Below are 12831 nucleotides of genomic sequence, written 5' to 3'. Positions count from 1 at the left end.
ATGAAAGCTGCTGGGCGAGCGAGCGACTGGCGACTACTGCGCGGGGAGCAGCACGACTTTGCCGGTGACGGTGCGGGATTCGGCCAGGGTCAGCGCTTCGGCGGCCTGGGTCAGGGGGAAGCGGGCGGCGATCTGGGGGCGCAGGTCACCCTTGGCGGCGAGCGCGAAGACGGCGGTCAGGTCGGTGGTGAGCTTGCGGCGGAACGTGCTCGCGCGGCGCTGTCCGGCCCAGATGTTGTAGAAGTGCGCGCTGCGCTTGTTGGGCAGGACGTTCCAGAGCAGCAGGCGGGCGAAGAGTTTCAGGACCGGGAGGCGGGAGTTGCCGGTGTCGTCCTTGGTGGAGGCGGTGCCGTAGGCCATCAGGGTGCCGCCGGGGGCGAGCAGGTTGAAGGAGTCCACGATGCCGGGGCCGCCGACGTGGTCGAAGACCGCGTCGACGCCGTTCGGGGCCAGGGCGCGGACCTGGGCGACGACATCGCCGCGGTAGTCGACCGGGGTCGCGCCGAGTGCGGTGACCTGGTCGGCATTGCGGGCCGAGGCGGTGCCGATCACCTTTACCCCTGCGGCCAGGGCCAGTTGCACCAGCGTGGAGCCGACGCCGCCGTTCGCGCCGTGCACCAGGATCGTCTGTCCCGCACGCACTTTCGCGTAGCGGTGCAGCATCTGCCAGGCGGTGATGCCGTTGACGACGAAGGTTTCGGCGGCGTCGGCGGGGAGTTCGGCGGGCACCTCGATCAGATCGGCGCTGTTCAGCAGCACGTGGCTGGCCCAGCCGCCGACCTTGGTCAGCGCGGCGACCCGCTTGCCGACCAGTCCGGCATCGGCGGGCGATCCGACCTCGACGACCGTGCCGACCAGGTCGTAGCCGGGCACGAACGGGAAGGCGGGCTGGTCGTAGTACTTGCCGCGGCGCATCTGCTGTTCGGCGAAGGAGACGCCGGTGGCCTCGACCTCGATCAGCGCCTGGCCCGGCTTCGGGGCGGCCAGTTCGCGGTGGGTGGTGAGCAGTCCCTCGGGCTCGACGGTGCCGGGCAGGACGATTTCGGTGGCGGTGATCGACATGATCTTCTTCTTCCTGATGTGTGAGTGACCGGTCAGTCACTCGATGGGTAAATGAAAAGCCTCTCGTTCGAGAGGCTCGAAAAATCAGCCAGGATGCCGGATGCCGAGATTGAGGATCGCGGCCCAGCCGCCCTCGCTCCCGTCCAGCCCCAGCGTGGTGATGAGGTGGCACAGCTGCCCGTAGGCGATGAACTTCTGCACCTCGGGATCGGTTGCGCCCGAACGTGATTTGGCATAGTCGGTGACCCGGGCCAGGCCCCGGCGCAGCGCGTCGGCGATATCGGCGATATCGGTCGCGGACTGGGCGTGCACCTGGAGCATGAGCAGACTCTTGTTCGAGATGAGTTCGGCGTAGGCCCCGCCCATCTCGTAGAGGATCTTCTCGGGATCACCCTCCCCCGCCCGGGCCGCACCCGTGGCGAGCGAACGCTCCACCAGTTCGAAGCACCGGTCCAGTGCCGCGACGAACAGTTCGACCTTGCTCGGAAAGAGCTTGAACACGTAGGCCGTCGATATCCCGGCCGCCGTGGCGACGGTGGTGATCGGCGTGCCGTGATACCCGGTCCGGGCGAACTCCACGATGGCCGCGTCGAGAACGGCTTCCCGGCGAACGTCCGAGGTGGAGAGGGTAACTCCGCGCTTGGTCATGTGAGTGACTGTACACTCACTCTTTCGCGGCGCGCAACCCCCCACCTCGAAAATGGTCGTAGCCTGGCCCTATGACGGAACCGGAGCGCACCGACAAGACACCGCCCGAACCCCAGGGGACCTTCCTGGGCATGCCCTATGACTGGCGGCGACCGACCTGGGAGCGAGCGAAGGCGCGTTGGTGGAATCCGGACGAGCCGCGCTTCCTCACCCCCAAGACCTACGGCTGGGGCTACGACTTCAACCTCTACCGGGTGTTCCACCGCAGGTAGCCATGAACGCGAAATGCCCGGGCGAGAACGGATCTCACCCGGGCATTCGACATGACGGATCAGTTGGAGCTGAGCACCAGACCCGAGGTCGGGACGCCGGTGCCGGCCGTCACGACGATATTGCTCAGTCCCGCAACCTGATTCACCGAGGTGCCGCGAATCTGGCGCACGCCCTCGGCGATGCCGTTCATACCGTGGATGTACGCCTCACCGAGCTGGCCGCCGTGGGTGTTCAGCGGCAGTCGCCCGCCCACCTCCAGCGCACCGTCCTTGATGAAGTCCTTGGCCTCACCGCGACCGCAGAAACCCAGTTCCTCGAGCTGCATGAGCACGAACGGGGTGAAGTGGTCGTAGAGGATCGCGGCCTGCATATCCTCCGGGCGCAAACCACTTTGGGCCCACAGCTGATCGCCGACCAGGCCCATTTCCGGCAGGCCGGTCATGGCATCACGGTAGTAGCTGGTCATGACGTACTGATCAGCGCCGGAACCCTGTGCCGCGCCGACGATCACGGCGGGCTTGTTCGGAAGATCCTTGGCCCGTTCGGCACTGGTGACCACGATCGCCACACCGCCGTCGGTCTCCTGGCAGCAGTCGAGCAGATGCAGCGGCTCCGCGATCCAGCGGGAAGCCTGATGCTCCTCCAGGGTGATCGGCTTACCGTAGAAGTGCGCGTTCGGATTCACCGCGGCGTGCTTGCGATCGGTCACCGCGATGGTGCCGAAATCCGCACTGGTAGCGCCGTATACGTGCATATAGCGACGCGCGACCATGGCCACCTGCGCGGCCGGGGTGCCCAGACCGTGCGTGTACGAGAACGCGTTGTCCACACCGGAGGAGGTGGCATTGCCCGCCAGCTGGGTGGAGAACTGACCGAAGCGGTGACCCGAGCGCTCGTTGAAAGCGCGGTACGCCACAACGACATCCGCGACACCGGTCGCCACGGCCATGGCCGCCTGCTGCACGGTCGCCGCCGCCGCGCCGCCGCCGAACGGGATATTGCTGAAGAACTTCAGGCTCGGGATACCGGCGGCCCGGGCCACGGCGGCCTGGGTATTGGTGTCCATGGTGAAGGTCGTCAGGCCGTCCACATCGGCGGGGGTGAGTCCGGCGTCGGCGAGTGCGGCGGTGACCGCCTCGGCGGCCAGGCGCAGTTCACTGCGGCCGGAGTCCTTGGAGAAGTCGGTGGCGCCGATGCCTACGATGGCGGCGCGGCCACTCAGACCCGTCACGCGCGTGCCTCCTGAAGCGAGATAACGGCTTTCGCCGTGATGTGGTCGCCCAGGCTGTCCTTGCCGACCACGTCGATGGTGATTTCGGTGCCCTGCACGGCCGATACCGTGCCGGACAGCGTGAGGGTGTCACCCGAGTACAGCGGCACGCCCAGGCGCAGCGAGATCGACTTCACCCGCGCGGCCGGACCGGCCCAGTCGGTGACGAAGCGCTGCACCACACCGGTATCGGTGAGGATGTTCGCGAAGATGGTCTTGGAGCCGCGCTCCACCGCCAGCGCCGGATCGTGGTGCACGTCCTGGAAGTCCCGGGTGGCCAGCGCCGAGGACACGATGAAGGTGGTGTCGGCGAGAATCACCAACTCCGGCAACGTCGTTCCGACCTGCACTGCGGCAAGTTCCACGGTGGAGGTCATGACACAGCCTTCCAATAGGGCACGGTGTTGTCGTCATCGAGGGCCTCGAAACCGACCTCGACGGCCTGACCGATGGCGACGTCGGCGGGATCGATACCGCGCAGCTCACCGAGCATGCGCACACCCTCCTCCAGTTCGACCAGCGCGACCACGAACGGCAGCGCCCGGCCGGGCACCTTCGGGGCATGGTGCACGACGAAACTGAAGACGGTGCCGCGCCCGGAGGCCACGACGTATTCGGTCTCCTTGGCCTTGTCCTGCCAGATCGCCGGAACCGGCGGGTGCTGGAGCGTGCCGTCGGGTCGTCGCTGAATCCGCAGCTCGCCGAGTTTGGTGCCGTCCCAGAAGAATTGGGTGTCGTGCGAGACCACCGGCTTGACCCGCTTGGCCAGATCCGCCGCCGGATCGGCCTTGGGCGCGGCACCGGTGCCGGGCGCGAACTTCAGGATGCGGAAGAGCATCTCGGTGACGAGCTCTTCTCCCACATACCAATTCGTGCGATAGGTGGCGAACCAGCCCTCACCCAGACCCGTGCGCTTCGGCCCCACCAGGGAATCCAGCGACGAACGCACGGTGACCTGCTCGCCGACCTCGAGGTAGCGGTGGTACACCTGATCGCAATTGGTGCCCACCACCGAGGTGAACCCGGCCGCGTCGAGCAGCTCGTTGGTGACCGTCATCGGGTCGTCGGCGGGCCGGGTCCCGTTGAGCCCCAGCATGGTCCACACCTGCGCCATGGCGGGCGGGGCCACGACGCCGGGATGTCCGGCGGCGATGGCGGCGGCCTCGTCGACATAGATCGGGTTGGCGTCCCCGATGGCCTCCACCCAGTTGTTGATCATGGGCTGGTTCACCGGATCGCGGGCCAGACGCGGGGACGACTGCCCCGCTTCCTTGATCTTTTCCCCGGCCGCTCGGATCTCGTCGGCCGTGAAGCTTTGCGTCACTGTCGAATTCCTTCTTGCTAGCGCGGCACGCGGGGTAGCCGCAGGCCCATTTGGGCGATGAGCTCGCGCATGACTTCATTGACGCCGCCGCCGAAGGTGACCACCAGATTCTGCTTGGTGCGGCGGTCCAGCCACACCAGCAGTTCCGCGGTCGCCGGATCGGCGGGATCGCCGTAGCGGCCCACGATCTCCTCGGCCAGGCGTCCGGCCTCCTGCAGCGCCTCGGTGGAGTACACCTTGGTCGCGGACGCGTCGGCGATCACATCGGCCGGATCGGCGTCGGGGCGCTCCATATTGGAGGCCACCTGCCAGTTCAGCAGCTCGTTGAGCCGCACCATGGCGTGCAACCGGCCCAGCGACCGCCGCACCTCGATCTCACCCAGTACGCCCTGCTTATGCGCCCATTCGCGGACCCGGGTGTAGAGCTGTTCGATCTTGCCGGACGGGCCCAGGCTCACCCGCTCGTGATTGAGCTGGGTGGTGATGAGCTTCCAGCCCTTGTCCACCTCGCCGACGACCATGCTCGCGGGCACGCGCACATTGTCGAAATAGGTGGCGTTGGTGTGGTGCGCGCCGTCGGCGGTGATGATCGGGGTCCAGGAGTAGCCCGGATCCTTGGTGTCCATGATCAGGATGGTGATGCCGCGGTGCCGCGATTCCACCGTGCCGGTGCGCACGGCCAGCCAGATGTAATCGGCCTCGTGCGCTCCGGTGGTGAAGATCTTCTGCCCGTTGACGATCCAGTCACCGTTGGCGTCCTGCACGGCGCTGGTGCGCAGTGCCGCCAGGTCGGTTCCGGCATCGGGCTCGGAGTAGCCGATCGCGAAATGGATGTCGCCGGTGAGGATTCCGGGCAGGAACTTCCGCTTCTGCTCATCCGTGCCGAAGGACTGCAGCGCCGGGCCGACGGTCAGCAGCGTCACCAGCGGGACGGGTACGTCGGCGCGCACCGCCTCGTTGTAGAAGATCTGCTGTTCCAGCGGCCCGAAACCCTGCCCGCCGTACTCCTTCGGCCAGCCGACGCCCAGCTTGCCGTCCGCGCCCATGCGCTTCACGACCGTGCGGTAGGCGTCACCGTGCCGGTTCACCAGCATCTCGGCCTCCTCTTCGGGAGTGACGAGACCGGTGAAATACGAACGCAATTCGTCCCGCAGCCGGCGCTGCTCAGCGGTCAGTTCGATGAACATCTGGCTCCCAAACGGTCCAGCCGGAACGATTCGCCGCCCAGCCAGCGCGCGATGTCCTTGGCCTGTGAGTAGTAGCGGTGCAGTGGATGGGTGATATCGACGCCGAGACCACCGTGCAGGTGATGACACTGCTGCATGGCAGCGGGCAGCTCCGATGCCACCGTGTAGGCGAGTACATCCAGATCGTCTTCGGTGCGGTCCAGGTGTTCGGCGTTGTCCACCCCGTCCCGGGAGAAGGACACAGCCTGCGCAAGCGCCCAATTGGCCGATGCCGCCGCCGCGTGCAGGGTCCGCGAGACCACGTACACATCGGCGATCTGCTGTGCGACAGCCTGGAATTCGGCCAGCGGACGACCGAACTGCTCGCGGGTGCGCACATGTTCGGCGGTCAGCGCGAGAACGCCCTTGAGCAGACCGTCCGCGACCGAGCCGATTCCGGCCAGCGCGAAGCGGTGCAGTTCGGCGATACCGCCGGGCAGCAACTGCTCGGGGGGAATCTGCACACCGTCCAAGCGCAGCGAAAACTCCGGCACCCCATCGGAAGTCGGGCTCGCGGTCTTGGTGACGCCCGGCGCGTCACCGTCGACGATCGCGATACCCGAGGTGGTCGGGACCAGAATCCAGCGCGCGGTATCGGCGTACGGCACCGCCACCTTGGAACCGGTGACGCGCACGGTGTCACCGTCCGCGACCGCCGTGGTCTCGGGCTTCACGGTGAACGGCGCGCCCGCCTCGTGCAGTGCGGCGGTGAGCACCGCGCCGTCGGCGACGGCGGGAAACACCTTCTGCGCCACCGTATCCGGCACGCCGATGGCCAGCAGCGGCAGCACGCCGAAGGCGAGCGTGCTGAGCGCCGGAATCTGCACGGCGTCGGTGGCGAGCTCGGTCAGCATGGCGGAAACTTCCAGCAGACCCATATCGTCACCGCCGAACCGCTCGGGTAGGGGCACGGCGAGCAGTCCACTGCCCGCGAAAATCGGCCAGAGCGCGATATCGCGTGCGCTTTCACGCTCCAGCAAACTTACAACAACCTCGGCGACAGCATCCTGGCTCTCGTCCCGCGTGAAGTCCAATTCATTACTCCCGGTTGAGGTGTGGGCTAACCGTGCGATTCGCGCGGCAGTCCGAGAATTCGTTCACCGGCGACGGTCAACAGAATCTGCTCGGTACCGCCCGCAATGGACAAACAGCGTGTGAGCAGGAATTCTTTCACCACATCGGTTTCCAAAGCACCCGCCGCGCCAGCCACTTCCACGGCAAATTCGGCGACTGCCTGCCGGTGTCTGACACCGACCAGTTTGCGCACGCTGCTCTGCGGACCCGGGTCTCCACCGGATAGCAGTTTCTGCGCCGCGCGCGCGTCCAGCAATGTTCCAGCGATTGATTCGGAGACGAGTCCGCCGAGTCGATCCGCCACCAATTCCGCACCGGGTCCGGAGGTGGGCGCGGCGGCGATCAACGCCTCCAGCTCATCCCCGATTCCCTTGCCGCCCATGGCGACCCGCTCGGCCGACAGCGTCGAGCGCGCGATCTTCCAGCCGTTCTCCAGCGCACCGACCAGGCAGTCGTCCGGGACGAACACATCGTCCAGGAAGACCTCGTTGAAGCGCGCCTCACCGGTGATCTCGACCAGCGGGCGAATATCGATGCCCGCGCTCTTCATATCGACCAGGAAGTAGCTGATGCCCTTGTGCTTGGGCGCGGCCGGATCGGTGCGCGCCAGGCAGATGCCCCAGGTCGCCTTGTCCGCCAGCGACGTCCACACCTTCTGACCGCGCAGCTTCCAGCCACCCTCGACCCGCTCGGCCACCGTGCGCAGCGCGGCCAGATCGGAACCGGCCTCCGGCTCGGAGAACAGCTGGCACCAGATGACCTCACCGGTCAGCGTCGGCAGTGCGTAGCGCTCGATCTGCTCGGGCGAACCCCATTGCAGCAGAGTCGGAATCGCCCAGTTGGCAATGGCCAGTTCGGGCAGCGTGATGCCCGCCTTGCGCACCTGGTCATCGATCCAGGTGCGCTGGATCGGACCCGCGCCGCGTCCGTACGGCACCGGCCAATGCGAGGCCAGCAGACCGGACTCGGCGAGCGCGTTGCGCTGTTCCGCCTCGGGCAGCGCGGCGATCTTGGCCAGGTCCGCGGCCAGCACCGCGGCCTCGGCCGCGGTCAAACCGACTGCGTCCCAATTGGGTTCGCCCTCGGCCCCGCCGGAAGCGGTGCCGAGATCGAGACCGACCGTGCGGCGCACACCCTGCAATGTCAATTCGGTGACCCGGGCGCGCCAGCGCGCGGAACCGCCCAGCAACTGCCGCATGGCGGTGGCCCGGCGCAAATACAGGTGCGCGTCGTGCTCCCAGGTGAAACCGATTCCACCCAGCACCTGAATGCAGTCCTTGGCGGTTTCCACCGCGGCGTCCAGCGCGATGGACAGTGCCACCGCCGCCGCGAGCGGAAGTTCGTTCGTCTCAGCATCAACCGCGGCGGCCGCATCGGCAGCCACCGCGCGAATCTGCTCGGCCCGGCACAGCATCCACGCGCAAATATGTTTGACCGCTTGGAATTCGCCGATCTTGCGCCCGAATTGTTCGCGCACCTTCGCGTATTCGGTCGCGGTTTCCAAACACCATCCGGCAATACCGGCGGCCTCGGCGGCAATCAGCGTGGCGGCGATATCGAGTACGGATTGCGTGGGTTCGAACAAATGGTCCGGCGCGACAGCAACTTCCGCGCAGACCACCCGCGCGAGCGGGACGGTCTGGTCGATGGTGGGCAGCGGCTCCACCCGCAGGCCCGCCGCATCGGCGTCGATCAGACCCCACAGGTGGCGCTCACCGTCGACGACCGGCACCAGGACGGCGGTGCCCGGCGCGGCGCCGAGAACCGAGTCCCACTCACCGGACAGAATTGCCCCGGATTCGCCGACCGATATCGCGATTTCGCCACCGAGCGCGATACCGCACGGCGTATTCTCGTCGAGCATCTCTCCGGCAACGAGGCCGGCGAGGGCCGTCGAAAGTACGGGTCCGCCTACGAGATCATGTGCCGCCTGCTCCACCAGCACGGCCAGATCTCCGACGGAACAACCCGCACCGCCGGCCTCCTCCGGGACCGCGACCCGGAATATCCCGAGATCGGCGAGGCGCGACCAGTATTCGCGCCAGAAATCCGACCCACCGGAACGCATTGTTGCAATTGGGCGCACCGCTGCCGCCCACCCGCGCATGGACTCCTGGACGGCTTTATGCTCGTCAGTGGTGGCTATGGTCACACCACGTACCGCCTTTCCGGGGTGACTTCCACTCCTAGAACATGTTCTAATGTTCGAGCCGGGCGTAAGTCAAGCGCCGCCCAATCGCGGTACGAACTCGTAGCCGGGATGAATCGAACGATTCGTGCAGGAAAGGACTTTCAACCGATGGCCAGTCCCTCCCGATCGCAGTCCGCCGATGGCGCCGCTGCGGGCACCGCGCCTGTGGGCACCGGGCGCAGTGCGCCCGTCACCACCCTCAGCGAGGAGGATCTGAGCTCGGCTGCACAGCGCGACCGGCGCAAACGCATTCTCGACGCCACCCTCGCGCTGGCCTCCAAGGGCGGCTACGACGCCGTCCAGATGCGCGCGGTCGCCGAGCGCGCCGATGTCGCCGTCGGCACCCTGTACCGGTACTTCCCGTCCAAGGTGCACCTGCTCGTCTCGGCCCTGGCCCGCGAATTCGAACAGCTGGAGAGCCGCCGCAAGCCGCTGCCCGGCGGCGATCCGCGCGAGCGCATGCACCTCATGCTCACCCAGATCACCCGTGCCATGCAGCGCGATCCGCTGCTCACCGAGGCCATGACGCGAGCGTTCATGTTCGCCGACGCCTCCGCGGCCGCCGAGGTGGATCGGGTCGGCAAGGTGATGGACCGATTCTTCGCCCGCGCGCTGTCCGACGAGGTGCCCGATGAGCGCCAGCTCGCCATCGCCCGCGTGATAAGCGATGTGTGGCTGTCGAATCTGGTCGCCTGGCTCACCCGTCGCGCATCGGCCACCGATGTCACCGAACGACTGGAGCTCACAGTGGATCTGCTGATCGGCGACAAGTGAGATTTCTCCGGGTTTACTCCCAGCACCGGGGGTAGCACGCGGCAAACGCACTCCGGGCTTTCGCACGGATGCATCCGGGCCGGTCGTCTTTTCGAGACGATCCGGCCCTTTCGCGTTCAACCACAACGTCACAGGTCACAGGCACCGAAGCCGTACTGCCCGAGCGGAAATCGGACATATGGTGAACCGGAGGCAAGTGTCTTGTAAACGCTATGTATCACCGTCAGAACGAGCGGGCAATCAAGACCCAGTAGAGTCTGGCTCGCCCTGAAAAATCTCCTCCGATCACTAGGTTGGATGCGTGAGCGCACAGGATTTGCCACTGGAACTTCGCCGTGCGTTGGCGGCTGTCGCCCGAGTGCCACGGCTGCTGGTCGCTTCGGACTACGACGGGACGATCGCACCCATCGTTGACGACCCCGCGAAGGCCTATCCCCATAGGGAGTCGGTGAATGCGCTCCGCGCACTCTCCGGCCTGACCGGTACCACCGCCGCCGTCATTTCCGGACGAGCGCTGCGAGATCTCGCGGCTCTCTCCCGGCTGCCCGTCGAGGTGCAGTTGATCGGAAGCCACGGTTCCGAATTCGATGTCGGCTTCGTGCACGCCATCGATAACGACGCCAAACAGCTACTGCAGGAAGTGCAGTCGACGCTGACCCAGATCGCGCAGGACAACCCCGGCGCGACCGTCGAGATCAAACCGGCCAGCGTCGCGCTGCACGTGCGCAACGCCAGCCCCGAAATAGGCCGCCGCGCAGTGGTTCAGGTCCGCCAGGGCCCGTCCAGCTGGGTCGGCGTGCAGACCACCGAGGGCAAGGAAGTCATCGAGCTCGCGGTCGTCGAAACCGATAAGGGCGCGGCGCTGGACATCGTCCGGCACCAGCAGGGCGCGTCCGCGGCGGTATTCATCGGTGATGACGTCACCGATGAGAAGGCCTTCAAACGCCTGTCCGGACCGGACGTCGGCATCAAGGTCGGCGACGGTGAAAGCCTCGCCAAATTCCGGGTTTCCAGCACCGAGGACGTCTCCAAGGCCCTCGCATTCCTGCTCGAGGAGCGGCGCACCTGGCTGGCAGGAGCCTCCGCCCCTCGAATCGAACGGCTGACCATGCTGGCCAGCCCTCGATCCAAGGCCCTGGTCACCCCCGACGGCACCATCACCTGGTTGTGCCACCCCGAACCCGATTCGGCGGCGGTGTTCGCGCACCTGCTCGGCGGACCCGGCGCGGGGCATTTCACCATCCAGCCCGAACGGGCCGGACTGCCGCTGTCCCAGCGCTATATCGACGGCACCATGACCGTCGAAACCCGGTGGGCCAGTCTGCAAGTGGTGGATTACCTGCCGCACGACGTAGCCGCGGTGCGGACCGACCTCACCCGTGTCATCACCGGTGACGCGAAGGCGGTCATCACCTTCGCACCGCGACCGGAATTCGGTCAGGTGCCGGTGCGCATCGTGCGCGATAACGCCGGACTGCGGGTGCAGGGCACCAACGATCCACTCGTCCTGCGCTCCCCGGGCGTGGAATGGGTGATCATCGACGAGGGCAATCATCACACCGCCCGCGCCGTCGTGGACCCGCGCCAGGGTCCGATCGTGCTCGAAATGCGCTGCGGCACCTCAGATCTCGCACCCTGCATGACACCCGAGGCGGACCGGCGGCGCGAAGCCGAACGGTACTGGTCGGAATGGGCAGGGGCGCTGGAACTTCCGCCGCTCAAGCCGGATCTCATGAAACGCTCCGCGCTCACCCTGCGCGGACTCGTGCACGCCCCCTCCGGATCGATCCTGGCGGCGGCCACCACCTCGCTGCCCGAGGACATCGGCGGCGTGCGCAACTGGGACTACCGGTACTGCTGGCTGCGCGACGCCTCACTCACCGCGTCCGCACTGGTATCGCTGGGCTCCGTCGGCGAAGCCGAGGAACTACTCGCCTGGGTGCACCGGGTGCTGGAGACCATCCCCGGACCCGAACGGCTGCACCCGCTCTACACGCTCTACGGCGAAACCCTGCCGCCCGAGGCCGTCATCGACCAGCTGCCCGGCTATGCCGGATCCCGGCCGGTGCGAGTCGGCAACGCGGCGAATATGCAGGTGCAGCTCGACGTGTTCGGGCCGATCGTCGACCTCATCTCACAGCTCGCGCACGCCCGCGAACGCAAGGGCATCACCGATCCGGCCAAGGCCCTGCCGGACGCGGACTGGGATCTGGTGCACGCCATGGTCTCCGCCGTACAGCGGCGCTGGCGCGAACCCGACCACGGCATCTGGGAGATCCGCGGCAACCCGCGGCACCACGTGTACTCCAAGGTCATGGGCTGGCTCACCGCCGACCGGGCGATCACCCTCGCCCGCCAGTTCGGCCGCACCGTCGAACCCGGCTGGGAGAAACTCCGCGACACCATCGCGGCAGAGGTCAAGGTCGAAGGCTGGAGCGAAGAGGTCCAGTCCTACACCGCGGCCTACGAGGGCACCGACCTCGACGCCGCCACCCTGCACATCGGCCTGAGCGGTCTGATCGACCCCTCCGACCCCCGGTTCGCCGCCACCGTCGTCGCGACCGAAGCCGAATTGCGCAGCGGCTCAACCGTTTACCGCTACCACCACGATGACGGCCTGCCCGGCGGGGAGGGTGGCTTCCACCTCTGCGCCGCCTGGCTCGTCGAGGCCTACCTCCTCATCGGCAAGCGCGAGGACGCCGAGGCGCTCTTCGCCCAGCTCGTCGACGTCGCGGGCCCCACCGGCCTGCTGTCGGAGGAGTACGACCCGGTCGCCGAACGCTCCCTCGGCAACCACCCCCAGGCTTACAGCCACCTCGGCCTCCTCCGCTGCGCTCAACTGCTGAGCCAGCCGGTAGCCGCACTGACCTAGTCCGCGATCCGGACGAAGGAATCCAGAACCCCGCGAACATGTTGTTCGCGGGGTTCTTCGCTGTTCACGGTGGTTTCGGATGGCGAGCGCCCGTGTGTCGCCTACCACACCTACCGG

At 66.9% G+C, this 12831-nt stretch carries 11 protein-coding genes; 3 read left to right on the top strand and 8 right to left on the bottom strand.

Annotation, left to right across the window (positions count from 1 at the left end):
- Nucleotides 1-33: 33 nt before the first annotated feature.
- A complete protein-coding gene (locus ACFC4D_RS05545; RefSeq protein WP_376061944.1) occupies nt 34-1062 on the bottom strand; it encodes a medium chain dehydrogenase/reductase family protein in 1029 nt (342 codons plus the stop codon).
- A gap of 84 nt (nt 1063-1146) precedes the next feature.
- Complete coding sequence (locus tag ACFC4D_RS05540) at nt 1147-1710, bottom strand: TetR/AcrR family transcriptional regulator (RefSeq protein ID WP_375962420.1); 564 nt, start codon at nt 1708-1710, stop codon at nt 1147-1149.
- 71 nt (nt 1711-1781) lie between these two features.
- Between ACFC4D_RS05540 and ACFC4D_RS05535 the strand changes: the two genes are divergently transcribed.
- Nucleotides 1782-1982 carry a hypothetical protein gene (locus ACFC4D_RS05535; protein WP_375962418.1) on the top strand — a complete coding sequence of 67 codons (201 nt, stop codon included), beginning with the start codon at nt 1782-1784 and terminating at the stop codon, nt 1980-1982.
- 59 nt (nt 1983-2041) lie between these two features.
- Here the strand turns inward: ACFC4D_RS05535 and ACFC4D_RS05530 are convergent, their stop codons facing one another.
- Genes ACFC4D_RS05530 through ACFC4D_RS05505 form a run of 6 tightly spaced genes read right to left on the bottom strand, consistent with a single transcriptional unit; the run spans nt 2042 to nt 9029 of the window.
- On the bottom strand, nt 2042-3214 hold the full coding sequence (locus tag ACFC4D_RS05530; RefSeq protein WP_375962415.1) for a lipid-transfer protein: 1173 nt from the start codon (nt 3212-3214) through the stop codon (nt 2042-2044).
- Nucleotides 3211-3630: a MaoC family dehydratase gene (locus ACFC4D_RS05525; protein ID WP_364637714.1), complete on the bottom strand. Its 420-nt coding sequence runs from the start codon at nt 3628-3630 to the stop codon at nt 3211-3213. The genes ACFC4D_RS05530 and ACFC4D_RS05525 overlap by 4 nt, the downstream gene beginning before the upstream one ends.
- Nucleotides 3627-4577, bottom strand: coding sequence for a bifunctional MaoC family dehydratase N-terminal/OB-fold nucleic acid binding domain-containing protein (locus tag ACFC4D_RS05520; protein WP_376061943.1), 951 nt, complete (start codon nt 4575-4577; stop codon nt 3627-3629). Before ACFC4D_RS05520 ends, ACFC4D_RS05525 begins: the two co-directional genes overlap by 4 nt.
- Before the next feature lie 17 nt (nt 4578-4594).
- Nucleotides 4595-5764: an acyl-CoA dehydrogenase family protein gene (locus tag ACFC4D_RS05515; protein ID WP_375962411.1), complete on the bottom strand. Its 1170-nt coding sequence runs from the start codon at nt 5762-5764 to the stop codon at nt 4595-4597.
- Complete coding sequence (locus tag ACFC4D_RS05510) at nt 5749-6837, bottom strand: acyl-CoA dehydrogenase family protein (protein WP_375962409.1); 1089 nt, start codon at nt 6835-6837, stop codon at nt 5749-5751. Before ACFC4D_RS05510 ends, ACFC4D_RS05515 begins: the two co-directional genes overlap by 16 nt.
- A 26-nt stretch (nt 6838-6863) precedes the next feature.
- Nucleotides 6864-9029, bottom strand: coding sequence for an acyl-CoA dehydrogenase (locus ACFC4D_RS05505; RefSeq protein ID WP_375962406.1), 2166 nt, complete (start codon nt 9027-9029; stop codon nt 6864-6866).
- A gap of 147 nt (nt 9030-9176) precedes the next feature.
- Between ACFC4D_RS05505 and kstR the strand changes: the two genes are divergently transcribed.
- Nucleotides 9177-9842, top strand: coding sequence for a cholesterol catabolism transcriptional regulator KstR (gene kstR, locus ACFC4D_RS05500; protein ID WP_364637704.1), 666 nt, complete (start codon nt 9177-9179; stop codon nt 9840-9842).
- Between the two features lie 301 nt (nt 9843-10143).
- Complete coding sequence (otsB, locus tag ACFC4D_RS05495; protein ID WP_375962403.1) at nt 10144-12714, top strand: trehalose-phosphatase; 2571 nt, start codon at nt 10144-10146, stop codon at nt 12712-12714.
- Nucleotides 12715-12831: the final 117 nt, after the last annotated feature.

It is taken from the genome of Nocardia sp. NPDC056000 (assembly GCF_042269265.1).
GTDB lineage: Bacteria > Actinomycetota > Actinomycetes > Mycobacteriales > Mycobacteriaceae > Nocardia.
This window is presented reverse-complemented; position numbering and strand designations above follow the sequence as displayed.